This window comes from Rhodococcus sp. Leaf247 (assembly GCF_001426185.1).
GTDB lineage: Bacteria > Actinomycetota > Actinomycetes > Mycobacteriales > Mycobacteriaceae > Rhodococcoides.
The window spans coordinates 585269-606475 of sequence record NZ_LMRP01000002.1 but is presented as its reverse complement, the minus strand read 5'-3'; the positions used below and the strand labels follow the sequence as shown (position 1 = coordinate 606475).

Here is a 21207-nt window from a genome sequence, read left to right as displayed (position 1 = left end):
TCCGGGGGTGCGGTCGTTGTATTCTGCCTATCGCACCTCGAAGGGGAAATCTCGCGGACTCACGAGAATCTTCGCCCGAGTCGTGCGATCACGGCAGATTGCCCGAGCGGCCAATGGGAGCGGACTGTAAATCCGTCGGCTTATGCCTACGTAGGTTCGAATCCTACATCTGCCACACCCGACGGACCCCGGTGAGAACCTTTGCCGGGGTTCGTCGCGTAGAACGAGGACGAAACGCCGAACGCAACGTCTGGACCAGCCAATTTGGTGCGAAGTTGCGGCACTGTGTAATGTCTTCGAAGGCTTCGACGCACGCCTGCCGTGCGCCGAACCTGCCCCCTTAGCTCAGTCGGTAGAGCGTTTCCATGGTAAGGAAAAGGTCAACGGTTCGATTCCGTTAGGGGGCTCGCGGGACCGAGCGCCTGCCGGCGTTCGGCACCGAGGCGGTGTAGCTCAGTCGGTAGAGCAAACGACTCATAATCGTTGTGTCGCCGGTTCAAGTCCGGCCATCGCTACTCGACAGGGACTCCGCCGCTGCTGCGCGCAGCGGGGTCCGGTACTCCACGACCTGCGCAGCACCCGCATCAACGTTCTACCGAAAGCAGGCATCGACGTGGCCTCCTCCACTGACGTTCGGCCCAAGATCACCTTGGCGTGCGAGGTGTGCAAGCACCGTAACTACATCACCAAGAAGAATCGCCGCAACGATCCCGATCGCCTCGAGATCAAAAAGTTCTGCCCGAACTGCGGAACTCACCGCTCGCACCGCGAATCTCGCTGATCGTTCGCACCTCGGCGCTGCCACACCCCACGGGGCGTGGCAGCGCTGACGCATGTTCGGGCGCAGTCCGCTTCGGCGCCGGTGATCCGAACTCCGCCGTGGCGATCTCGAATCCGATCGTCTCGACACCATTGTTCTCGAACTCGCCCGACAGACCCGTCAGGGAAATCGGCGGGGCCGTCAGGATCGCTGTCGGCCGACGCCCGCAGTCGCCCGTGGTGAGTTCCTCATCATCCTCGGGGGGGAAATCGACGTGACCGCCACAGCGTCCATCGAAGCAGTGTCCACGGAGTCGGGTGCAGGTCGTCCGGTCGATCCGGCAGCGCACACGGCCAGCAAGGTCGGCCATCACTACCGCATGCCCGACTTCTACGAGATCGGTCGCGAGAAGGTCCGTGAGTACTCCCGGGCCGTGCAGAACGATCACCCGGCCCACATCTCGGAGGACGCCGCAGCCGAGCTCGGGTACGAGCACCTGGTGGCGCCGGCCACCTTCATCTCCGTCGTCGGGATCATCGCGCAGAAGGCGATGTTCGACGAGGTCATCACCGGGTACGACCTGTCGCAGATCATGCAGGCGGATCAGCGGCTCGAGTTCCACCGTCCGATCGTCGCGGGAGACCGTCTGACCGTCGACGTGAGTCTGGACTCGTTCCGTCAGATGGGCGGCAGCGACATCATCATCACGAAGAACATCGTGACCGACGAGGCCGGCGACGAGGTGATGACGTCGTGGACGACATTGGTGGCACGCAGCGGCGGTGGGAGCGATCAGGATGCTCTCGACATGGCGAAAGGTGTGATGAAGCATGACGCGTAGACATTTCGACGAGGTCGCGGTCGGTCAGGATCTCCCGTCCCGGACCTACGAGCTCACGCGCGGCGATCTGGTGAACTACTCGGGCGTCTCCGGAGACCCCAATCCCATCCACTGGAGCGATCCTGTCGCGCGGACGCTGGCAGGCCTGTCCGACGTCGTCGCGCACGGCATGTTGACCATGGGTCTGGGCGCGGGATTCGTCACGGACTGGTCGGGCGATCCCGGTGCGATCACCGAGTACAACGTGCGCTTCACCAGTCCTGTGCTGGTGAAGGAGACGGAAGCGTCGAAGGTCGACTTCACCGGCAAGATCAAGTCCGTGGACGTCGAGGCGCGCACGGCCGTCGTCGCGATCACCGCGAAGTCGGCGGGGAAGAAGATCTTCGGTCGCGCTGTCGCCACCGTTCGGTTGGGCTGAGACGGCGTTCCTCGTCTGCTGATTTCGGGGGTGTCCCCATGTGCAGTACACTGAGATTTCCGTCGGTCGTACGGCGCTCTGCGCTGTCCGTCCACGGGTCGAACCGGCTCCGGCCGGGTCGAAGGGGCGTAGCTCAATTGGTAGAGCAACGGTCTCCAAAACCGTAGGTTGCAGGTTCAAGTCCTGTCGCCCCTGCCACGTCCGGACGTTCCTCGTCCGGATCGCGGCGCAGATCAACCGAGTGCAGAAGACCTTCACGCGTAGACATCCTGGCGTGCAGCCCTGCCGATGACCGAGAGGAACGTTCGTGAGCGATCCGCGCGACAGCAGCTCCGACGGGTCCGAGGACCTCGCCGGGGGCGACGCAGTCGACGCCGGCAGTGCTGCCGGGAACGGTGACTCCGCGGCTCGTCCGTCCGGTAAGCGTGCGGCACGTCGATCACGTCCCGCCGGCGACTCGTCGCCGTCGAACACCACTGCCGGGAAGTCGGTGGCCACCGCGTCACGCGTGGCCGGTCGCACACGGGCCGAAGCGACGCCGAAGATGAACGTCTTCAAGCGCCTGCGGAAGTTCCTGCGCGAGGTCGTCGCCGAGCTGCGCAAGGTGATCTGGCCCAACCGCAAGCAGATGGTCACCTACACCGCAGTGGTGTTGGTGTTCGTGACGTTCATGGTGGCCTACATCAGTGGGCTGGACCTGGCGTTCATCAAGGGAGTCCAGTGGCTGTTCGGCTGATGCCGGACCTGCACGACGACGACCGCCCGAGAACGACCGGAACGAATACAGGAAGCGAGTGCCTTTCGTGAGCACGCCCCATAACGACGCCACCGAAGTGGCCGCCTACGACGCTCAGGTCGAGGCGACCAAGCAGGGCCTCGAAGCGGAGCAGGCCGCACAGGACCGCGAGACCGACGAGGCCATCGCGGCCGACGTGGCAGCAGCAACCGGCCAGGACGTCGACACCGACGCCGCCGAGGCTGCCGACACCGAGGATGCAGTCGTCGCGGACGACGCCCCCATCGATGCAGAGCCCGTCGACCCCGTCGCCGAGATGAAGGCTGCGCTCCGACGCGCGCCCGGCGACTGGTACGTCATCCACTCGTACGCCGGGTACGAGAACAAGGTGAAGACCAACCTCGAGACCCGTGTCCAGAACCTCGATGTCGGTGACTACATCTTCCAGGTGGAAGTTCCCACCGAAGAGGTCACCGAGATCAAGAACGGCCAGCGCAAGCAGGTCAACCGCAAGGTTCTGCCCGGATACATCCTGGTGCGCATGGAACTCAACGACGAGTCCTGGGGTGCGGTCCGCAACACCCCCGGCGTCACCGGATTCGTCGGTGCGACCTCGCGTCCGTCCCCGTTGACCATCAACGAGGTCGTGAAGTTCCTCATGCCGCAGGAGGACAAGAAGAAGGCCACCGCGGGAGCCGGCACGTCCGGCGAGACCGGTGGCGACACGTCGTCGAAGCCGACCATCGAGGTCGACTTCGAGGTCGGCGAGTCGGTCACCGTCATGGACGGACCGTTCGCGACGCTCCCCGCCAGCATCAGCGAGGTCAACGCCGAGCAGCAGAAGCTCAAGGTGCTGGTGTCCATCTTCGGCCGTGAGACACCGGTCGAGTTGGGCTTCACCCAGGTCTCCAAGATCTAGCTCCGACGCCTTCCGGCGTCGAGGAGTCAAGGATCCGCGACCTCCCCGAAACTTGCAGCCGTACCGCAAGAAATCCGAGAATCACGCAACAACCTAGGAATTACAGATGCCCCCCAAGAAGAAGAAGCTAGCCGGGATCATCAAGCTTCAGATCCAGGCCGGTCAGGCCAACCCGGCACCTCCCGTGGGCCCCGCCCTCGGCCAGCACGGTGTCAACATCATGGAGTTCTGCAAGGCGTACAACGCCGCGACCGAGTCGCAGCGTGGAAACGTCGTGCCGGTGGAGATCTCGGTCTACGAAGACCGGACCTTCGACTTCAAGCTGAAGACGCCTCCCGCCGCCAAGCTGCTGCTCAAGGCAGCCGGCGTCGCCAAGGGTTCGGGCGAGCCGCACAAGACCAAGGTCGCCACGGTGACCATGGATCAGGTGCGCGAGATCGCCAAGACCAAGGCGGAGGACCTGAACGCCAACGACATCGACCAGGCCGCGAAGATCATCGCCGGTACTGCTCGCTCGATGGGCATCACAGTCCAGGGCTGATTGAGCCGACCAGCATTACGTGGGAGAGCCGGCCAGGCTCGTCAACCACGCTCGTACACAACGAACGGATATCACCATGGCAAAGCGCAGCAAGGCCTACGAGGCCGCAGCAGCGAAGATCGACCAGGACCAGCTCTACTCCCCGCTCGCCGCTGCCAAGCTGGCGCGCGACACGGCGTCGAGCAAGTTCGATCCGACCGTCGAGGTCGCGATGCGTCTCGGCGTCGATCCCCGCAAGGCGGACCAGATGGTGCGCGGCACCGTCAACCTGCCCCACGGCACCGGTAAGACCGCCCGCGTCATCGTCTTCGCCGCAGGTGCAAAGGCCGACGAGGCTGTCGCAGCCGGCGCGGACGAGGTCGGCGCAGAGGACCTGATCGAGCGGATCCAGGGCGGATGGCTCGACTTCGACGCTGCGATCGCCACCCCTGACCAGATGGCCAAGGTCGGCCGCATCGCCCGCGTTCTCGGACCGCGTGGCCTGATGCCGAACCCGAAAACGGGCACGGTCACCAACGACGTGACCAAGGCTGTCAACGACATCAAGGGCGGCAAGATCAACTTCCGCGTCGACAAGCAGGCCAACCTGCACTTCGTCATCGGCAAGGCATCGTTCGACGACGCCAAGCTGGTGGAGAACTACGGCGCTGCGCTGGACGAGATCCTGCGTGCGAAGCCGTCGTCGGCGAAGGGCCGTTACGTCAAGAAGATCACGGTCTCGACCACCACCGGACCGGGCATCCCGGTGGACCCGAACCGTACTCGCAACCTCCTCGAGGACGACGCGAACGCCTGATTCGTCTCCGTAGCCACGAAAGGCCGGTATCCCGTGAGGGGTACCGGCCTTTCGCGTTGTCGGGCCCGCCAGGCTCAGGCCTTGGCGGTGTTCTCCAGGATCGCCCCGATGACTCGGTCGACGAGGGCATTGGGGATGTCGTGAGCCATGCCGTCCACGAGCACGAGTGTGGAGCCCTTCACAGCCTTAGCGATGGCCTTGCCACCGGCCGGCCGGACGAGAGGATCGGCTGTCCCGTGGATGACGACGGTCGGGGCGGTGATCCGTTTCGCGTACTTCGCCAGGCTGCCCGTTCCCGTGATGGCGGCGAGTTGGCGCACGATGCCCGCGGGGTAGTAGCCGCGGTCGTATGCCTCGGTGGCGTCGGCGACGCGCTCCTCGCGGGTGGTGGGGAACTGCTTGCTGCCGATCGTCTGGAACGTGGTCGCCTGGTGCTCGATGATCTGCTGCCGCGTGGCGTTCTTGGGCGGCGGCTTCAGTAGCGGGGCGAGGGCGCGGATGTCCGGCGGCGGGAGGAACGGCTCGTTGGTGCTCGAGAACAGGATCGACACCGACAGGATGCGGTCGGGGTGCTGCCCGGCGACCACCTGCGTGATCATGCCGCCCATCGACGCGCCGACGATGTGAGCCTTGTCGATGCCCAGGTGGTCGAGGAGACCGACGGCGTCGCCGGCCATGTCGACGACGGTGTACGGAACCGTGCTGGGTCGCCCCAGTTCGTGGCGGATCAGGCGGAGGAGGGGGTTGCCGGTGACCCGGGCGCCCTCGATCTTGCTCGACAGTCCGATGTCGCGGTTGTCGAAGCGGATGACGCGGTAGCCCGCATCGATGAGCTTGCGGCAGAACGGCATCGACCAGGTCAACAGCTGGCAACCCAGGCCCATGACGAGCAGGACGGGCGGGTCGTTCACGTCGCCCATGTCCTCGTAGGCGATCTCGATGTCGCCCACCTGCGCTGTGCCGACTCGTACGTCGACGTCCGAATCGGCGTGGCGTCCTTCGGTCATGGTTCTCTCATTTCCTTACCAGCCGGGCTCACCGAGCAGCGGCAACGTGATGAAACTGGGGTTCTCCGGATCGATCGCGACGTCCTGTGCGCGCCACCGGGTGCGGAGGCGGTCGGGGAGTATCGGTACGAAACGCGGTGCATCGGCTGCGAAGATGTCGAGCCTCAGGCGGTGTCCGGGGTGCAGGACAGCTTCCGTCGACAGTAGTTCGATGTCCAGGACGATGCTGTCCCCGGGGACCACCGGAAGCAGGGATTCGCGGGTCAACGGGTGATGGGCGACGAGGTAGCCGCCGTCGTCCGTGAGGGTGCTCGCGTCGTCGTCGATGGCGCGACGGGAGGCGAGCAGCGCGCCGTTGGTCAGGACGGTCGGTGTTCCGTCGGGGGCGACGTCGCACAGCATCACGGCCCACATCGCCTCACGGGCGCGCGAGACGGTCCGGAGGTGGACGTTGGCCGGTCCCGAATAGACGACCGTGTCGACGACGGGTGGTGTGGTGAACGTCAGTGCGTCGCCCTCCGCGAACCGGTTGTCGTAGGTGAATCCTCCGCCGAGCACCGCGGGCACACCGGCCAGGACCTGCGTGGTGTCGCGAGAGACGACGGTGCGGAACCCCGGTTTCACCGTCAACCGCGCCGTGTCGGTCGGCGCCTCGAAGTGCAGAGATCCGTCGTGCCGGCTGTGTGATGCGGTCCCGGACGAGTCGGCGCTCAGGTAGAGGCGCCGAGGCACGGCGGCGGGCGCCGGGAACCGGCCGTGGGCCTCCCATCCGCCGCCCTGCTGACGCAGCGTCACCGGGCCGTAGCGGTCGATGCCGTTGTCGATGCCGCGCAGCCACTTGTCGAACCATGCTCGTTCGAGCACGTCGAGACGCGGTGGGAACCCCGGTTCCCCGAAACCGATGCCCGGATTGCCGTGGTATCCGTCGCCGACGAGGAGTTGCTTGCGGCCGCGCTCCACGGTCAGCCGGTTGTACATGTCGGGGGCGGCGCCGCCGAAGATGTCGTGCCAGCACCCGTACAGGAAGGTGGGGACGGAGATGTCCTCGATGCGCGGGTCGATGGTGTCGAAGGACGGGTCGTCGTAGATCCGTGGGTCGGACCCGGTGAGGAAGCCGTTCACCAGATTGCTGATATTGGTTGCGGGAGAACGCAATCGGTCCGCGAGCCACGCTCGGCCGCCCCGTGCGAGCAGCCGCGGTGTCGGAACCCACTTGAGAGTGTTGACCGCGGTGAGCCACAGCGGGATGAACAGGGACGGAGCGCCGCCGGTCGCGAAGATCTCCCGGACGATGTCCTCGGACCCTTCTACGGCGAACACCGCGTCCGGCCCGGCGGACCCTGCGGACGCGGCCTGCAGCGAGTTGATCGCGGAGTAGGAGATTCCGGCCATCCCGACGCGGCCGTCACACCACGACGACTGACGGATCCACTCGAGGATCTCCAGGGTGTCCAGTTGCTCGCGGGGCCCGAGGGTGTCCCAGACGCCGCTCGACGAGCCCGTTCCACGCGCGTCGACGATCACCTGGACGTACCCGCTGCGTACCAGCAGGCGGTTGACCGTCAGAAGGTCGGCGGCACCGCCCGCGATCACGCGGGTGATCTCGGAAATCCCGTCGAACGGGGTGCCGGTGAAGTCCACGGCACGCGAAGCCGACCGCAGCGCCCGGCCGATCACCGGAGCGGCGAGCACCGCGTCGACGGAGTCGAGCAGCACGGAGTTGTACGGGGTGATGTTGAGAACGACGGGAAAGCGAGAGTCCACGGCGCGGCCGGACGAATCGGCGGGCGAGACAACGATGGCTCGCAGAACCGCACCGTCGGACATCGTGACGGAGGCGCCGCGGTCGATGTGGACGCGGGCGAACTCCGGCGCTGCTGCGACGAGTTCCGCCCACGCACGACCGTCAGCGCCTCCGGAGGGGTCACGACGAGAAGGCTCGAGGGGTACGGCAGGGAGTGGGACCAGCTCGGGTTGCACGAGTGCATGGGCCGGTCGCGTCGTCATGACAGTCGAGTCAACCTCATGACTGTGACCGGCGCCCCACAACACGCCATTCCCTGCCCTTCGACAACCGGCCTGCTCACCGGTCGTCGAATGTCACGAAAGGGCGCGGTACCTACTTCCCGCCCTCGGGTGTGCCCTCGCTGTCGCTGAAGAATGCCCACTCACCGTCGTGTTCGACTTCGAGTCGCCATCCCAGTTCGGCGTCGTCGGACTTGCTCTCCTTGAACCAGGTGTGGGCATCGGTGGAGTTGGTGATCTCCTTCGTGTCGACGACGGATCCGGTGGGGTCGAGTACGCGGTAGTTGGCCATGCTCGTGGTGTTCCCGCGCGGCCGGTGTTCCAACCTCGGGAGCCTCGGCAGCGGTGATTTGGGCTGCTGTACGACCCCGGGGTACTCTTCTCGACGGACCTCACCTCGTGTGGGTTCCACCTGATCTGTTCCACCCAAGACCGTTGGTCATCGTCCGCTCTCCGGAGAAGGCGATTGAAGGTCCGGCCGAGCCGGCGACCCACGCAGGAGGACCGAGGACCAGGAATCCGTGCAGGCTTGCCCTGCATGCATTCTCACGCCCCGTGTGCCCTGCACCGGGGCGTTTCGTCTTTTCCGGGCCAGGCCGACTCGAAGTAACGAGAGGAGGCGAAGTATGGCAAAGGCTGAGAAGGTATCCGCAGTAGCGGAGATCTCCGAGCAGTTCAAGGGCGCCACGGCGGCCGTCGTCACGGAATACCGTGGTCTGTCGGTCACCCGTCTGACGGAGCTCCGTCGGGCCCTCGGTGCCGGAGCTACGTACTCCGTCGCCAAGAACACCCTGGTCAAGCGTGCCGCAGCTGATGCGGGCATCGAAGGCCTCGACGACTTGTTCGTCGGTCCGACCGCCATCGCGTTCATCGATGGTGAGCCGGTCGACGCTGCCAAGGCGATCAAGCAGTTCGCCAAGGACAACAAGGCGCTCGTCATCAAGGGCGGCTACATGGACGGCCGCGCGCTGTCCGTGGACGAGGTCAACAGGATCGCGGATCTCGAATCCCGCGAGGTTCTGCTGGCCAAGTTGGCCGGTGCGATGAAGGGCAACCTGGCAAAGGCCGCAGGCCTGTTCAACGCTCCCGCATCGCAGGTCGCACGTCTCGCGGCCGCACTGCAGGAGAAGCGTGCCGCAGAAGAAGGCGCATCTGCGCCGGAAGCTGCAGCTGCCGAATAGCTGATCCGCAAGGACTGCACTCCCCGAAGGACGGCCGGTCCCCGGCTTTCCCTCATCCAACACCCTGTCCCCGGATCGGCGACAAGGACTCAACGGAAGGACCGCCACCATGGCGAAGCTCAGCACCGAAGAATTGCTCGACCAGTTCAAGGAGCTCACCCTCCTCGAGCTCAGCGAGTTCGTGAAGGCATTCGAGGAGACCTTCGAGGTCACCGCTGCTGCCCCCGTCGCCGTTGCTGCTGCCGGCGGAGCTGCTGCTCCCGCCGAGGCTGCTGAAGAGCAGGACGAGTTCGACGTCGTCCTCGAGGGCGCCGGCGACAAGAAGATCCAGGTCATCAAGGTCGTCCGTGAGGTCGTTTCCGGCCTCGGCCTGAAGGAAGCCAAGGACCTCGTCGAGAGTGCTCCGAAGGCGATCCTGGAGAAGGTGGACAAGGCTTCGGCCGACGCCGCCAAGGAGAAGCTCGAAGCTGCCGGCGCGAAGATCTCCATCAAGTGATCTAGCTCCACAGCGCGAGAGCGGCCGTACCCCTCGGGGGTACGGCCGCTTTTCTCGTTTCTCGGGACGGTGCGCCAGGTCAGCCCACGGTGGGCAGTGCGGCGCGGGCGAGAAGGTCTCCACCCGCAGCCCGGATCTCGATCTCCGCGACGTCGGGACGCAGGACCGCCGCGTTCATGCGGCAGTCGATGGTCACGGAGCTGCCGAGGAAGCTGCCCGAGGAACGATCCGCGCCGGTGCGGTCCACCAGAACCACCTCGAACGCTTCGTCGACCGGGACACCGTGCATGTCCAGGACCGTCTCGGTGCCCCACGTGTGAGCAACCAGGCCGCCGTCGACACTGACGCCGGGACTCGACGCGGTGAAGTCGATCGCCTCGAAGGCGCCCAGCTCGCCCGGTGCCCCCTCGACCTCGGGCGCGGCGACGGTGAGATCGGCGGATGTACCGGACTCCCCCACGACACTCTGTACACCGAACACCCCCGCGACCCCGACAGCGATGCCGGCGGCGACAGCGACCACGGTGGCGCGGCGTGGACGTGCCGACGACCGGACCACCCGTCGACGGAGCAGGTCGCCGGGGTGATCGTCTTCCCACACCAGTCCTGCTGCCGGGCTCAGCGATGCGACGGTCTCCCGCATGTCGCGGATCTCGTCGGCCACCGTCGGCTCGGCCGCGACCAGGGCGCGGAGTTCTTCCTTCTCGGAGTCGTCCAGATCGTCCGCCACCGCGGCCGCGATCAGTTCCTCTCGTCGCGGATGTCCCGGAGTCATCAGGTCTCCTGACCGTCGAAGTGCGCGCGCAGGGCACGCAGTGCGTAGTAGGCGCGGGTGCGCAGGGTGCCGATCGCGACGCCGGTGTCCGCCGACAGCTCCGCGTAGGACAGGCCGGTCAGGTGGATCGCCACCACCACCTGGCGATGTTCGGGCGACAAGGTGGCCAGGCCTTCCACCACCCGCATCCGGGTCAGAACGTGATCGCTGCGATCGGGTTCCACGGCATCGTTCTCCGCCACCGGGATCGACGCGACCACCGGAGTGCGGCCGCGCGCCCGCAGACTGTCCGTGACGACGTTGCGTGCGATGGCGAAGAGCCAGGTCCGGGTTCCGCCGCGAGCCTCGTCGAATCTGTCCCGCGCTCGCCACGCACGCACGAAGGTCTCCTGCACGCAGTCCTCGGCGGCGACACGATCGTGCAACACGTTCAGGGCGAAACCCAGCAGGGACGACCCGTGGGCGTCGTAGGCGGCGGCGAGGTCGAACGGTGTGCTCTCGCGTGACCGGAAGATCGTCAGCGTCGGCTCCCTCGATGTCGGGGGAGCGGTGTCGTCCGCCGGTGCCCGTGCAGGACGAACCCTACCCATCGTCGACGCCGCTGCGACCTCCATGGTGGGTGTACGTCGAGACACGCAAACTCGTTCGATCGACGTGAACGGATCGGACGTACCGGACGTATCCCCTCTCGAAGGACGTCCGCGCATCCCGATCGGAAGGTACGACCACCATGACGACACGCACTGCACGAGGAACGATCATCGTCGCCGGAGGCGCCGCGGCGTTCCTCGCGCTCACCGCGGCCCCCGCAGCAGCCGAGACACCGGTCGGCGAACCGTCGTCGTTCACCAGTGCCTTCACGGCCATGGCCACACCGGACCAGGTCCTGAACGCGGACGGCGTCGCGACGCCGGGTGAGCCCGGCGCGACCGGCACGTTCACGTTCCGCATCAACTCGGACGAGAACATCGTCTGCTACGACATCACCCTCGAGGGCGTCACCGGCGACTACATGTCGCCGGCGAAGACGGCGACGCACATTCATCAGGCAGCAGTGGGTGCTGCGGGCCCGCCGCGCATCGCATTCCCGAACCCGTCTCCGGTCGGCGACGGACCTCGCACCAGCAGCGGCTGCCTGCAGGGGCCGTTCACGACCGGCGTGATGGCGAACGGTGCCGACACCGGAACGAACTTCGATCTCGCGGCCATCGAGGCGAACGCCGCCGGGTTCGCCGCGGACAGTCACACCACCGCCTTCGCCGCCGGCGCGGTGCGCGGACAGCTGACCCCGATTCCCGTCGGCGGTGTGGAGACCGGTGCCGGTGGGTCGGTCGCCGAGTCGTCGACCGCGACCGTCGCGGGTGCCGGTGCCGCCGTGCTGGGTGTGGCAGCCCTCGTCGGGCTGGGCGTCGCCCGTCGGCGGAACTCCTGATCGACCGACGCGGATGAGATGGTCGACGCGCGCGAGCGCGTTCCTCCTGACGGGGCTGGTGGTCGCCTGCGCGCGACCACCGGCCGCACCGCCCACCGAGACAGCGGTGTCCGTGACGTCTCCCGCTGCCACCACTGCGTCCGAGACGGGGCCTCTCGTCCCGGCGCGGGTGTCGGCACCCGAGATGGGTCTGGACGAACCGTTGATCGAGCTGGGGCTGAACTCGGACAACACCATGGCGGTTCCCGAGGATTACGACGACGTCGGATGGTTCACCGGCGGCGGCCGCCCCGGGCGTCCCGGCGCGGCCGATCAGGTCGGACCCACGGTGCTGGCCGGTCACGTCGACTCGACCACGGGCCCTGCCGTGTTCTTCCGCCTCCGCGATCTGTCGGTGGGAGACGACGTCACGGTGACCACGACGTCAGGCGTCCCCGCGCAATATCGGGTCACGGATATCGGCGACTACGCCAAGTCCGAGTTCCCGACCGCACGCGTGTTCGGTGCCGTCCCGCGTGACGAGATCCGACTGATCACGTGTGCGGGAGTCTTCGACGACGACGCGGGGTCCTACGAGAACAACCTCGTCGTCTTCGGCACCCGCGTGGGGTGACGCGAGACCGCCTCAGGCGAGAGAGAAGTTCTCGCCGCGGTGGTAGGCCGCGAGGGACGATTCGGTCTCGCGGATCGACGGCGGGTGGAACGCGAACGCCGACACGACGGACTGCAGGTACGCGATGTCCGGGTCGGTGATGAACGCGATGCCGCCCAGTGCTGTCACGGCGGCATCGACCGCACGTCGCAGTGCGCCTCGAAGCGCGATGCGGCAGAACAGCAATCGAGCCGAGATGTCGGCGCCGCGCTCACCGGAGTCCATCGCGGCCGCGACGGCCTCGAGAGCCGCGATCGACGACTCCAGCTCGGCTGCCGCCGACGTGTAGACGGAATCGGTGACCTTGGGGTGGCCGATGAGACGCTCCACCAATGCCGTTGCCGCACCGATGTATCCGGCGGAGGCGAGGATGCCGAACCACAGGAAACCCGTCAGTTCGTGTGCGCCGTCGGGGTCGTCGAGAGCGCCGACCATCGTCAGCGACACGGGAACTCGCACGTCCTCCAGGACGACCTCCTCGCTCTCGGCGCCGGCGAGCACGTGCGTGGTCCAGAACGGTCTGACCGAGACGCCGGGCATCGACGCGGGGATGAGCGCGACGGCCTTACGGGTCTTGCCGCCCTTCTTCTCCCGCGTGGCGACGCTGGCCGCGAGGAAGTCCATCGACTTCGACAGGCTGCACGGCTTCTTGCTGCCGTTGACCACGTAGTCACCGTCGTCGTAATAGGCGTCGACCGACGGGACGAGCGTGCTTCCCGCGCCTTCGGCGAACCCCGAGGCGATGATCGACTTCTGTTCGATGAGACCCGCCACGAGGGGCAGCTCGTCCTCCGGGCCCGCGAGAGCGATCTCGATGATGGTGGCGATCGACAGGTGGTGCATGGTCACGGCGGCGGCGAGGGACGGCGACAGCGCACCGATGGCGCGGTGAACCCGCAGAGCCTCGACGGCAGTGGCGCCGAGCCCACCGAGCGATTCCGGTGCGATCAGTCCGCAGCCGCCGGCATCGCGGAAGGTCGCGATCGCGTCGCTGCCGGGCGCCTCGAGGACGGACAGCGGGGTGGCCTCGAGATAGTCCGCGAGTGCGGGGAGCAGGCGTCGGAGCGTGGCACGCTCGACGAGCATGGATCGCGGGGACGTGACGTCGGAGCCGGTGCGAGGCTTCTCGGTGTCGACGAGAGTGGACATGTCGTGTCCTTTCGGGGGCTGAGAGAACGGTCGCTCGGGACGCGGCGAAGGACGCCGTCCGGCTGAGGACGTCTCTGACGTTCACAAGTATTCGACGTCGGGATCGACCGCGATCGGGCCTTCCTCAACCGCTGTTGTATCCCACAAGAGGGCCTGTCATCGTTGGCCGCTACTCACAGTTGTCGGTGCCTTCCAGGAACAGCCCGGAACCGTAGGCTCGAACGGTAGACGACCACGCGGCGCACGAGCGCCGCGCAGAGGCGACAGCACTCGCACGTCACCTACCCCCCTCGGATCTTGGAGCGACATATGAGCTCGCAGAGAATGCTCGACAGAATCCGCCACGACAAGCGCATCTGGGCGCATCGTGTGCTGACCAAACACGATCAGAACCCGTTCTTCCGGGTCATGAAATCCGTCAACGCACCGGTGGTCGACGTCGAGGACCGTAGCGTCATCATGCTGGGGTCCAACAACTATCTGGGCCTGGCGGACCACCCCGTGGTGCGTGCGGGTGCCGCAGCGGCCCTGGACAAGTACGGCGCCACCGTCACCGGAAGCCGGTTGCTCAACGGCACCATCTCGTTGCACACCGAACTCGAAGAGGCCCTGGCCGACTGGCACGGCACCGAGCAGGCGTTGGTCTTCACCACGGGCTACCAGGCGAACCTGGGAGGCATCAGCGCGCTGTGCGGTGTCGGCGACACGATCATCGTCGACTCCGCCGCCCATGCGTCCATCTACGACGCGTGCCGGCTCTCCCGCGCGACAATTCGGGCATTCCGCCACAATCGCGTGGATCAGTTGGAGGAGAAGCTCTCTCGGTCCACCGGCGTCGTCATGGTGGTGGTCGACGGCCTGTACTCGATGCACGGTGATCTGGCCCCGCTCGACGAGATCGCGGCGGTGTGCGAGAAATACGACGCAGCGCTCTTCGTGGACGAGGCGCACAGCGTCGCCGTCATGGGACCGAACCGCACCGGCGCCGCGGAACTGTTCGGCATCGAGAACGATATCGACGCTCGAATGGGTTGCCTCTCCAAGGGTCTCGGATCGTCGGGCGGATTCGTCGCAGGCTCCAAGGACATCATCGACGCGATGCGCGTGCATGCGCGGACCTTCCTCTTCACCACGGCAGGTGTCCCGGCGGCACTCGGTGCGGCCCTGGCGTCGGTCGAACTGATGCGCACCGACGAGGGGGCCGAGCGCGCCACGCGCACGTTGGCCAACGCGCGGTATCTGCACGACGGTCTGGTGGCCGCCGGTGTCGACGTGCACGCTCCGAGCCCGCTTCCCGACGGAACGGACATGGTGTCGCCGATCGTTCCGGTGAACGTCCGCGACGATCTGCGCACGGTGAACACGTGGCGCAAGCTCTGGGACGCGGGCATCTTCGCCTCCGCCGCCATGTTCCCCGCGGTGGCCCGGGACGGCGCACTCCTTCGTCTGTGCGTCCAGCCCGACCACACGACGACCCAGCTCGACTACGTCGTGGAGCAGATGGGTCTGCTGTTGGGCGAGAACGCCGCAGGCGGCGACGAGACCCCCGCCGAGGTGGGTGCCGTCCTGGCCGCACCCGCGGGAGTCTGACAGCGTGACTCGCCGTATCGCCGGGGATCCGGCCGCATGACGGCGTCGGTGGACCAACGCACCACGTATCGGTGCTCGGCCTCGGTCCTGCACGCGACCTTGACGGACGCGCAGTACTGGCAGGACCGCGTAGCCGAGATCGGGGGCGGAAGCCGCGTGGTCGAGCACCGGGTCGAGGACGGGTCGGTGACGTCCGTCGTCGATCAGGCGCTCGATGCGGCTGCTCTGCCGAAAGCGTTGCAGCGCTTCGCCGGTAACTCGATGTCGGCTCGGTGCACGGAGTCCTGGAACTCGCCGCGTGACGACGGTTCCGCGGAGGGCACCTACACCCTGCGTGTCGCCAAGATGCCGGTGGTGATCGACGGCCGGCTGGAGTTGATTCCCGTCGGACCGCAGGAATGTGTCCTGCGGTTCGTCGGGACCGTCGTCGCGTCCGTCCCGGTGATGGGCCCGGTGGTGGAGAAGATCATGGTGGGCGAGATGGACCGCAGCTTCGAGACGGAGCGCGAGTTCACGGCCGCGTGGTTGGACCGCGACCGCGTCTGACCCGTCAGCCCTTCAGTGCTCGCAGGACGGCGTCGACGATCCGTCGTTGACCCCGTCCGGATGTGAGGGTGGCTCGCCGCGGAAGTCGCACCGAGGTGTAGTCCGACGTCGCGGCACACTCCAGTTTCTCGTCCCCTCGGAGGAATGCGGGGAGACGAGGTCCGCTACGTGCGGAGAGCAACCCGTCCACGCCCGGCACGGAGGACAGCGTGTCCACGCCGAGGCGGAGTCTGGACGCCGTTCCTCGGCGGCGTGTGCGGGGCACCCGGACCACGAGCACCGTCGACGGGCCGAAGTGACGGACGGCAGCCGCGATCGCGTCGGCACCGGCACGTCGGGTCGCCCGTCCACGTCGACCCGTGCTCAATCCGTGGCCGGGTAGGTCCAGCAACGCCACGGTGGGGCCGGTGTCGGCGAGTGTGCGTGCCAGGGCGCTTCCGTAGCGAGCGTGCAGTCCGCGAGGAACGACGACGACCACGGTGGTCCCGTCGGCGCCGTCCCGAGCGTCGACCCCGTCGTGCACTTCGAGGTGGACCGATCCGGTGGGGGTGGCCACCTGGAGGTGCTCGCAGGTCTCGACGGCGCGATCCAGCTCGGCGGCGAACAGCTTCATGTCGGAATCGATGTCGCCCCAGGTCTTCACGCGCCGGGTCGAGCCGTCGACGGCGGCCTCGCACACATGGTTACGCAGCGGCGCGTGACGGCGCGCCAGAACGGGCCGCCCGCTCAGGAGCACCATGATCGACGCGGCTTCCGCGGATGTCATCGTCGGAACCCAACCGGTGGCCCTCTCGAACGCCGTCGAGTCGACCGCGGCCTCGCCGGACGAGATCCAGTGACTGGAGAAGGGCAGGATCCGTAGGGCGTAGGCGAGGTCGACGACGGTGCGCAGCAGCCGGAGCGGAACGGGCAGCACGAGCTGACCCTGCATCGCGCCCAGTTCGCGGACACCCAGCCAGTCACGGGGTCCGAGATTGAACGGCCCGGTCAGAGGGATGGTGACGGCGCGGTGGAAGGCGTCGGCCAGATCGTCCTCGTGGATGAACTGGTAGCGGGACTGTGCGGGATCGGGAAACGCGACGACCGACCCGGTCAACGTGTCGATACCGTCGTTGGAGAAATGGGTGCCCACGACGTAGGTCGGGCGCAGCATCGCGATCGACATCCCTCCCGGGTGTCGGCGCAGCCACCACTCGACGAAGTGCTCGACCTCCGCCTTGTCGAAGAAGTAGTAGCGCAACGGATCCGCGGTGGGGAACTCGTCCTCGGTCACCGGCACCGGTAGGTCTTCCCGACCGTAGGCGCTGACGCTCGACGCGATCACCATCGATCGGACTCCGGCGCGATGAGCACACTCGACGGTGTTGCGCGACCCCTCGAGGTTGACCTCGTGGATGGCGGCCTTGTCGCGCTGCTCCTCGACGACGAACGCCAGATGGATCACGACATCACAGCCGGCGAACACGGTTTCGAGTTCGGGTGAGCGGATGTCCATCGAGACGGACCGCAACTTGGGGTGGCGCACCCGAGGGGTTCGTCGGCCCAGCCCGACGACCTGCTCGATTGCCGGATCCTCCAGCAACGCAGGGAGAATGACGGAGCCGAAGTCGCTGGTCGCTCCGGTGACGGCCACGACGAGGCCGCTCACGAACGATGTCGCGTCTGCTCGATCGTGCCGGACTGGTCGAGATCGAACGGTTCCATGCGGATGACTCCTGATGTGCGGTGACGGCGGGGGAGCATGAGGGCGACGACGACGGCGCAGACGAGCACGGCCGCAGCGGCGAGGTAGGACGACACCGAGGATCCCGCCATCGCGGCCTCCTTCATGGACTCCACGAGGTTGTCCCGGATACCGGCGAACATCTCGGGGATCGGGTATGCCTGGATCTGGTCGACGCTGAGGAAGCTGCCGTTCACGTACGCGCGGTCGCGATCGGACAGGATCTGGTCCGGAATCGTCTCCACCAGTGGACCTATCGAGGACCGGTAGTAGGACCCGGAGATGGATCCCAGCACCGCGACGCCGAGGACACCGCCCAGTTCGCGGGTCGTGTCGTTGACCGCCGATCCGGAGCCCGCCTCGTCCGCCGGTACCGACGACATGATGGATTCGGTGGCCGGTCCCTGGATCACCGCGATCCCGACGGCGAGCACGATCATCGTCGGCAGGAGCAATCCGAGGTAGGAGGAGTCGATCCCGACCTGTCCGGCCATCACCATCCCGACAGCGACCAGGACCAGTCCCGTCACGATGACGGGCATGGTGCCGATGCGTTGCGCGATCGTCGTCGCCAGCGGCGCCGAGATGGCGAGAGCGACGGCGAAAGGGATGGTGGCGATGCCGAATTCGAGCGGCGAGTATCCGCGGACGCCCTGGAAGTACTGCGTGATCAGGAAGACGTAGCCGAACAACGAGAAGTAGGCGACCGAGATGGCGAGTGCGGGCATAGCGAACGGGCGGACGAGGAAGAGTCGCACGTCGAGAATGGGGCTCCGACTGTGGATCTGCCGAACGACGAACGCGCACAACAGAACGACGGCAACCGCGATGCCGCCGAGAGTGGTCGGCGTGATCCACCCGTGGCTCGGTGCCTCGATCAGCGCGTACACCAGCAGCGAGACGCCGGAGAAGGACAGGAGCACGCCGATCACATCGAGCGGGCCCACCGTCGCGGCGCGGGACTCCGGGACCATGAGCGAGATGCCGATCACCGCGACGACCGCGACGGGAACGTTGAGCCAGAACACCGCGTGCCAGCTGAAGTGCTCGATGAGCCAGCCGCCCGAGACGGGTCCGATCGCGATGGCCACGCCCGCGATGGATGCCCAGATACCGATCGCCACAGCACGATCTGCGGGAGTGCGGAAGATGTCGATGATGACGGCCAGGGTGGCGGGCAGCGCGGCCGCGGCGAACACACCCATCAGTGCTCGGGACGCGATCAACTGCGGCAGATTGTCCGCCACGGCGCCGAGCATCGAAGTCGCGGCCAAGCCGACGACGCCGACGAGGAGCATGCGTCGGCGGCCGATGCGGTCCGTGATGTTGCCGAACGCCAGGAGCAGGCCGCAGAACGTCAGGATGTAGGCGTCGACGATCCACTGCAGACTGCTGAAGTCGGCGCGCAACGACGTGGCGATGTCCGGAAGCGCGACGTTGACCACCGTGTTGTCCAGCACGACGAGGAGTTCCACCAGACAGATGACGAGGAACGCGGCCGTTCGTCGTGGCGTCGAGAGAAGGCGCGACGACGACTCGGCCGATCGGAGCGCACGTTTCGCGGCGACCGCGGAATGGCGCCCCGTCACTGCGGGTCGGGCGTCGTCGCAGGCGTGTCGGGCGACGATGCGGTGTCCGACTCGGTCTCGGCCAGCATTCCCGTCGTGCGGTACTTCGCCGGGAACATGAAGAAGACGGCGGCGGCGCACACGAAGACCGCACCTGCCGCGACGTACGCGGCGATGGAGGATCCGCGCAGCGCAGCTTCCTTCATCTCCAGGATGAGCTGCGCGCGTTGGGGTTCGAACATCGAGGGCAGGTCGCGCTTCTGGATCTCGACGACGCTCAGCACGCTCGACTGCGCGTACCCCTTCTCGGTGTCGCTCATGATGGCCGACGGGATGGCGTCGACGAGGGGACGCACCGTCGACACGTAGTAGGAGGCGACGATGGATCCCAGCACGGCCACACCGAGGGTGCCGCCGATCTCGCGGGTGGTGTCGTTGACGGCGGCGCCCGCCCCGGCTTCGTCGAGGGGAAGCGAGGACATGATGGATTCCGTTGCGGGGCCCTGGATGATCGCGATTCCCACTGCGAGCAACAGCATCGCCGGCAGCACCAGGGTGAGGTAGGAGCTGTCGATCTCCACCCGTCCCGCGACCAGGAGCCCGGCGCCGATGAGGACGAGGCCGGTCACGAGGACGGGCATGGTCCCGATCTTCTGCGCGATGATCGTGGCGGCGGGTGAGCTGACCGCGAGGGCGGCGGCGAACGGCAACGTCGCGATACCGAAGGCCAGGGGCGAGTATTCGCGGACGCCCTGGAAGTACTGCGTGATGAGGAACAGGAAGCCGAAGAGGCTGAAGAAGCCCACGGCGATCGAGACGGCCGGCCACGCGAACGGCTTGATGGTGAACAGCCTGACGTCGAGCACCGGTGAGGTGATGCGCCGCTCGCGCTGGACGAATGCGACCAGGAAGGCGACGGCGAGCAGCAGCCCGAGCAGGGTGCGCCACGACGTCCATCCGAAATTGGGAGCCTCGATGACGACGAACACCAGGAGAGTCACGCCCGCGATCGACAGGACGACGCCGGGGATGTCGAGGGGACCCACCGACGCGGCCTTCGACTCGGGAACCACGAGGACCACGAGGACGACGGCGACGAGCGCGACGGGGACGTTGAGCCAGAAGACCGAGTGCCAGGAGAAGTGTTCGAGCAACCAGCCGCCCGACACGGGTCCGATCGCGACGGCGACTCCGGCGATCGAGGACCACACGCCGATCGCGAGGGCGCGCTCCTTGGGCGTCGGGAACAGGTTGGTGATCACGGCGAGCGTGGCCGGCAGCACCATGGCCGCGAAAACGCCCATGACCGCTCTCGACGTGAGGACGTGGGGGAGCGAGTCACCGACCGCACCGATCACGGACGCCGTTCCGAGGCCGGTGAGACCGACGACGAGAAACAGCTTGCGACCGTAGCGGTCTCCGAGATTGCCGAACGCCAGCAGCAAGCCCGAGAACGTCAGCGTGTAGGCGTCCACCACCCACTGCAGACCGGAGATGCCTGTCTGGAGCTCGATGCCGATGGACGGAAGCGCGACGTTGATGATCGTCATGTCCAGCACGATCAGCAGCTCGGCGATGCAGATGACCGCGAAGGCGCCGATCTGCCGCCGCCGCCCCGTCTGCTCGGCCATGGAGAAGCCGGTACCGGCTGCCGTCCCTGAATGAGCGCCCATGACGTGATTCCCCGTTTCCCCGACCCTGCTTCTCGTCGAAGGCTCCCTGCCCGAGAAGTCGTGCGGCGCATGTGACGGCCGAACGGCGTGCGCGAGCGCAACGCCGAGGCGTGACAACGACACATCGAACGCTATCCGCGCTCGAGCTGCGCGGGTCCGTATGTGGTCACAGAGTTGTCGCTCCGCAGCCATGATCGGGTACGACCACGCAGGTCAGCCGTGTACGAGCGTCGTAGGCGTCGGATACGTTTGCCCTCGCGTCCGTTCGGACGTCACGACCAATTCGATCGCGTCCGCTCTGTTCGGTCGTGAATCCGCCATTCATAGGTCACACTTCTACCGAAAGCTGCGGCCAGGTCGGGGGACGTGTTACTGGGCG

General features: G+C 66.8%; 22 protein-coding genes and 4 tRNA genes. 17 read left to right on the top strand and 9 right to left on the bottom strand.

What is annotated here, in order from left to right:
* Positions 1-92 precede the first annotated feature (92 nt).
* From ASG64_RS12105 to rplA, 11 genes are all read left to right on the top strand, one after another.
* A tRNA-Tyr gene (locus ASG64_RS12105) sits at positions 93-175 on the top strand.
* Positions 176-334: 159 nt separating this feature from the next.
* A tRNA-Thr gene (locus tag ASG64_RS12100) sits at positions 335-407 on the top strand.
* A gap of 35 nt (positions 408-442) precedes the next feature.
* Positions 443-515 (top strand) — tRNA-Met (locus tag ASG64_RS12095).
* Between the two features lie 98 nt (positions 516-613).
* The gene (gene rpmG / locus ASG64_RS21795; RefSeq protein WP_042574060.1) at positions 614-781 is read left to right on the top strand and encodes a 50S ribosomal protein L33; all 168 of its coding nucleotides are present in this window, start codon (positions 614-616) and stop codon (positions 779-781) included.
* Between the two features lie 253 nt (positions 782-1034).
* Complete coding sequence (gene hadA / locus ASG64_RS12085) at positions 1035-1601, top strand: (3R)-hydroxyacyl-ACP dehydratase subunit HadA (RefSeq protein ID WP_042574059.1); 567 nt, start codon at positions 1035-1037, stop codon at positions 1599-1601.
* Complete coding sequence (gene hadB / locus ASG64_RS12080; RefSeq protein WP_056073830.1) at positions 1591-2019, top strand: (3R)-hydroxyacyl-ACP dehydratase subunit HadB; 429 nt, start codon at positions 1591-1593, stop codon at positions 2017-2019. Before hadA ends, hadB begins: the two co-directional genes overlap by 11 nt.
* A gap of 122 nt (positions 2020-2141) precedes the next feature.
* Positions 2142-2217: transfer RNA gene (locus tag ASG64_RS12075), tRNA-Trp, on the top strand.
* Positions 2218-2326: 109 nt separating this feature from the next.
* Positions 2327-2755: a preprotein translocase subunit SecE gene (gene secE, locus ASG64_RS12070; RefSeq protein WP_042574057.1), complete on the top strand. Its 429-nt coding sequence runs from the start codon at positions 2327-2329 to the stop codon at positions 2753-2755.
* Positions 2756-2822: 67 nt separating this feature from the next.
* Positions 2823-3674, top strand: coding sequence for a transcription termination/antitermination protein NusG (nusG, locus tag ASG64_RS12065; protein ID WP_042574056.1), 852 nt, complete (start codon positions 2823-2825; stop codon positions 3672-3674).
* 106 nt (positions 3675-3780) lie between these two features.
* Positions 3781-4215, top strand: coding sequence for a 50S ribosomal protein L11 (gene rplK / locus ASG64_RS12060; protein WP_042574055.1), 435 nt, complete (start codon positions 3781-3783; stop codon positions 4213-4215).
* Between the two features lie 76 nt (positions 4216-4291).
* Positions 4292-5011: a 50S ribosomal protein L1 gene (gene rplA / locus ASG64_RS12055; protein ID WP_042574054.1), complete on the top strand. Its 720-nt coding sequence runs from the start codon at positions 4292-4294 to the stop codon at positions 5009-5011.
* 74 nt (positions 5012-5085) lie between these two features.
* Here the strand turns inward: rplA and ASG64_RS12050 are convergent, their stop codons facing one another.
* From ASG64_RS12050 to ASG64_RS12040, 3 genes are all read right to left on the bottom strand, one after another.
* Complete coding sequence (locus ASG64_RS12050; protein WP_082518409.1) at positions 5086-6018, bottom strand: alpha/beta fold hydrolase; 933 nt, start codon at positions 6016-6018, stop codon at positions 5086-5088.
* A gap of 15 nt (positions 6019-6033) precedes the next feature.
* Positions 6034-8025 (bottom strand): CocE/NonD family hydrolase, encoded by a 1992-nt coding sequence (locus tag ASG64_RS12045; RefSeq protein ID WP_082518408.1) that lies wholly within the window; start codon positions 8023-8025, stop codon positions 6034-6036.
* Positions 8026-8137: 112 nt separating this feature from the next.
* Positions 8138-8335: a hypothetical protein gene (locus ASG64_RS12040; RefSeq protein WP_042574053.1), complete on the bottom strand. Its 198-nt coding sequence runs from the start codon at positions 8333-8335 to the stop codon at positions 8138-8140.
* A gap of 334 nt (positions 8336-8669) precedes the next feature.
* Here ASG64_RS12040 and rplJ point away from each other — a divergent pair, with 334 nt between their 5' ends.
* Both rplJ and rplL read left to right on the top strand, forming a co-directional pair.
* A complete protein-coding gene (rplJ, locus tag ASG64_RS12035) occupies positions 8670-9224 on the top strand; it encodes a 50S ribosomal protein L10 (RefSeq protein WP_042574052.1) in 555 nt (184 codons plus the stop codon).
* A 109-nt stretch (positions 9225-9333) separates the two neighbouring features.
* The gene (gene rplL / locus ASG64_RS12030; protein WP_027504561.1) at positions 9334-9720 is read left to right on the top strand and encodes a 50S ribosomal protein L7/L12; all 387 of its coding nucleotides are present in this window, start codon (positions 9334-9336) and stop codon (positions 9718-9720) included.
* 79 nt (positions 9721-9799) lie between these two features.
* On the opposite strand, the gene ASG64_RS12025 is transcribed toward rplL, so the two are convergent.
* Together ASG64_RS12025 and ASG64_RS12020 are read right to left on the bottom strand one after the other, a co-directional pair.
* The gene (locus tag ASG64_RS12025; RefSeq protein WP_056073828.1) at positions 9800-10495 is read right to left on the bottom strand and encodes a hypothetical protein; all 696 of its coding nucleotides are present in this window, start codon (positions 10493-10495) and stop codon (positions 9800-9802) included.
* Positions 10495-11130, bottom strand: coding sequence for a sigma-70 family RNA polymerase sigma factor (locus ASG64_RS12020; RefSeq protein WP_235579578.1), 636 nt, complete (start codon positions 11128-11130; stop codon positions 10495-10497). Before ASG64_RS12020 ends, ASG64_RS12025 begins: the two co-directional genes overlap by 1 nt.
* Positions 11131-11225: 95 nt before the next feature.
* Between ASG64_RS12020 and ASG64_RS12015 the strand changes: the two genes are divergently transcribed.
* Together ASG64_RS12015 and ASG64_RS12010 are read left to right on the top strand one after the other, a co-directional pair.
* On the top strand, positions 11226-11927 hold the full coding sequence (locus ASG64_RS12015; protein WP_056073823.1) for a CHRD domain-containing protein: 702 nt from the start codon (positions 11226-11228) through the stop codon (positions 11925-11927).
* Positions 11928-11940: 13 nt separating this feature from the next.
* Entirely contained in the window at positions 11941-12540 is a 600-nt protein-coding gene (locus ASG64_RS12010) for a class F sortase (RefSeq protein ID WP_082518407.1), read from the top strand.
* A 12-nt stretch (positions 12541-12552) separates the two neighbouring features.
* On the opposite strand, the gene ASG64_RS12005 is transcribed toward ASG64_RS12010, so the two are convergent.
* A complete protein-coding gene (locus ASG64_RS12005) occupies positions 12553-13728 on the bottom strand; it encodes an acyl-CoA dehydrogenase family protein (RefSeq protein WP_231568641.1) in 1176 nt (391 codons plus the stop codon).
* 309 nt (positions 13729-14037) lie between these two features.
* Here ASG64_RS12005 and ASG64_RS12000 point away from each other — a divergent pair, with 309 nt between their 5' ends.
* Positions 14038-15318, top strand: a complete 1281-nt coding sequence (locus ASG64_RS12000) for an aminotransferase class I/II-fold pyridoxal phosphate-dependent enzyme (RefSeq protein WP_042574049.1) — start codon at positions 14038-14040, stop codon at positions 15316-15318.
* Positions 15319-15354: 36 nt separating this feature from the next.
* Positions 15355-15864 carry a DUF2505 domain-containing protein gene (locus ASG64_RS11995; protein ID WP_056073820.1) on the top strand — a complete coding sequence of 170 codons (510 nt, stop codon included), beginning with the start codon at positions 15355-15357 and terminating at the stop codon, positions 15862-15864.
* A gap of 4 nt (positions 15865-15868) precedes the next feature.
* Here ASG64_RS11995 and ASG64_RS21790 read toward each other — a convergent pair whose 3' ends face one another.
* Genes ASG64_RS21790 through ASG64_RS11980 form a run of 3 tightly spaced genes read right to left on the bottom strand, consistent with a single transcriptional unit; the run spans position 15869 to position 20828 of the window.
* Positions 15869-17512 (bottom strand): NAD-dependent epimerase/dehydratase family protein, encoded by a 1644-nt coding sequence (locus ASG64_RS21790; protein ID WP_056073818.1) that lies wholly within the window; start codon positions 17510-17512, stop codon positions 15869-15871.
* Positions 17509-19176 (bottom strand): MFS transporter, encoded by a 1668-nt coding sequence (locus tag ASG64_RS11985; RefSeq protein WP_082518406.1) that lies wholly within the window; start codon positions 19174-19176, stop codon positions 17509-17511. Before ASG64_RS11985 ends, ASG64_RS21790 begins: the two co-directional genes overlap by 4 nt.
* Complete coding sequence (locus ASG64_RS11980) at positions 19173-20828, bottom strand: MFS transporter (protein WP_442971134.1); 1656 nt, start codon at positions 20826-20828, stop codon at positions 19173-19175. The genes ASG64_RS11985 and ASG64_RS11980 overlap by 4 nt, the downstream gene beginning before the upstream one ends.
* Positions 20829-21207 lie beyond the last annotated feature (379 nt).

What these genes read in the sequence shown, in the direction of transcription:
- ASG64_RS12040 (WP_042574053.1), bottom strand. Translation starts at nt 8,335, where the DNA reads ATGGCCAACTACCGCGTACTCGACCCCACCGGATCCGTCGTCGACACG.
- ASG64_RS12025 (WP_056073828.1), bottom strand. Translation starts at nt 10,495, where the DNA reads ATGACTCCGGGACATCCGCGACGAGAGGAACTGATCGCGGCCGCGGTG.
- ASG64_RS11995 (WP_056073820.1), top strand. Translation starts at nt 15,355, where the DNA reads ATGACGGCGTCGGTGGACCAACGCACCACGTATCGGTGCTCGGCCTCG.
- rplJ (WP_042574052.1), top strand. Translation starts at nt 8,670, where the DNA reads ATGGCAAAGGCTGAGAAGGTATCCGCAGTAGCGGAGATCTCCGAGCAG.
- ASG64_RS12015 (WP_056073823.1), top strand. Translation starts at nt 11,226, where the DNA reads ATGACGACACGCACTGCACGAGGAACGATCATCGTCGCCGGAGGCGCC.
- ASG64_RS11980 (WP_442971134.1), bottom strand. Translation starts at nt 20,828, where the DNA reads ATGGGCGCTCATTCAGGGACGGCAGCCGGTACCGGCTTCTCCATGGCC.
- rplL (WP_027504561.1), top strand. Translation starts at nt 9,334, where the DNA reads ATGGCGAAGCTCAGCACCGAAGAATTGCTCGACCAGTTCAAGGAGCTC.
- hadB (WP_056073830.1), top strand. Translation starts at nt 1,591, where the DNA reads ATGACGCGTAGACATTTCGACGAGGTCGCGGTCGGTCAGGATCTCCCG.
- rplA (WP_042574054.1), top strand. Translation starts at nt 4,292, where the DNA reads ATGGCAAAGCGCAGCAAGGCCTACGAGGCCGCAGCAGCGAAGATCGAC.
- rplK (WP_042574055.1), top strand. Translation starts at nt 3,781, where the DNA reads ATGCCCCCCAAGAAGAAGAAGCTAGCCGGGATCATCAAGCTTCAGATC.
- ASG64_RS12050 (WP_082518409.1), bottom strand. Translation starts at nt 6,018, where the DNA reads ATGACCGAAGGACGCCACGCCGATTCGGACGTCGACGTACGAGTCGGC.
- ASG64_RS12045 (WP_082518408.1), bottom strand. Translation starts at nt 8,025, where the DNA reads ATGACGACGCGACCGGCCCATGCACTCGTGCAACCCGAGCTGGTCCCA.
- ASG64_RS12000 (WP_042574049.1), top strand. Translation starts at nt 14,038, where the DNA reads ATGAGCTCGCAGAGAATGCTCGACAGAATCCGCCACGACAAGCGCATC.
- ASG64_RS12005 (WP_231568641.1), bottom strand. Translation starts at nt 13,728, where the DNA reads ATGTCCACTCTCGTCGACACCGAGAAGCCTCGCACCGGCTCCGACGTC.
- ASG64_RS12010 (WP_082518407.1), top strand. Translation starts at nt 11,941, where the DNA reads ATGAGATGGTCGACGCGCGCGAGCGCGTTCCTCCTGACGGGGCTGGTG.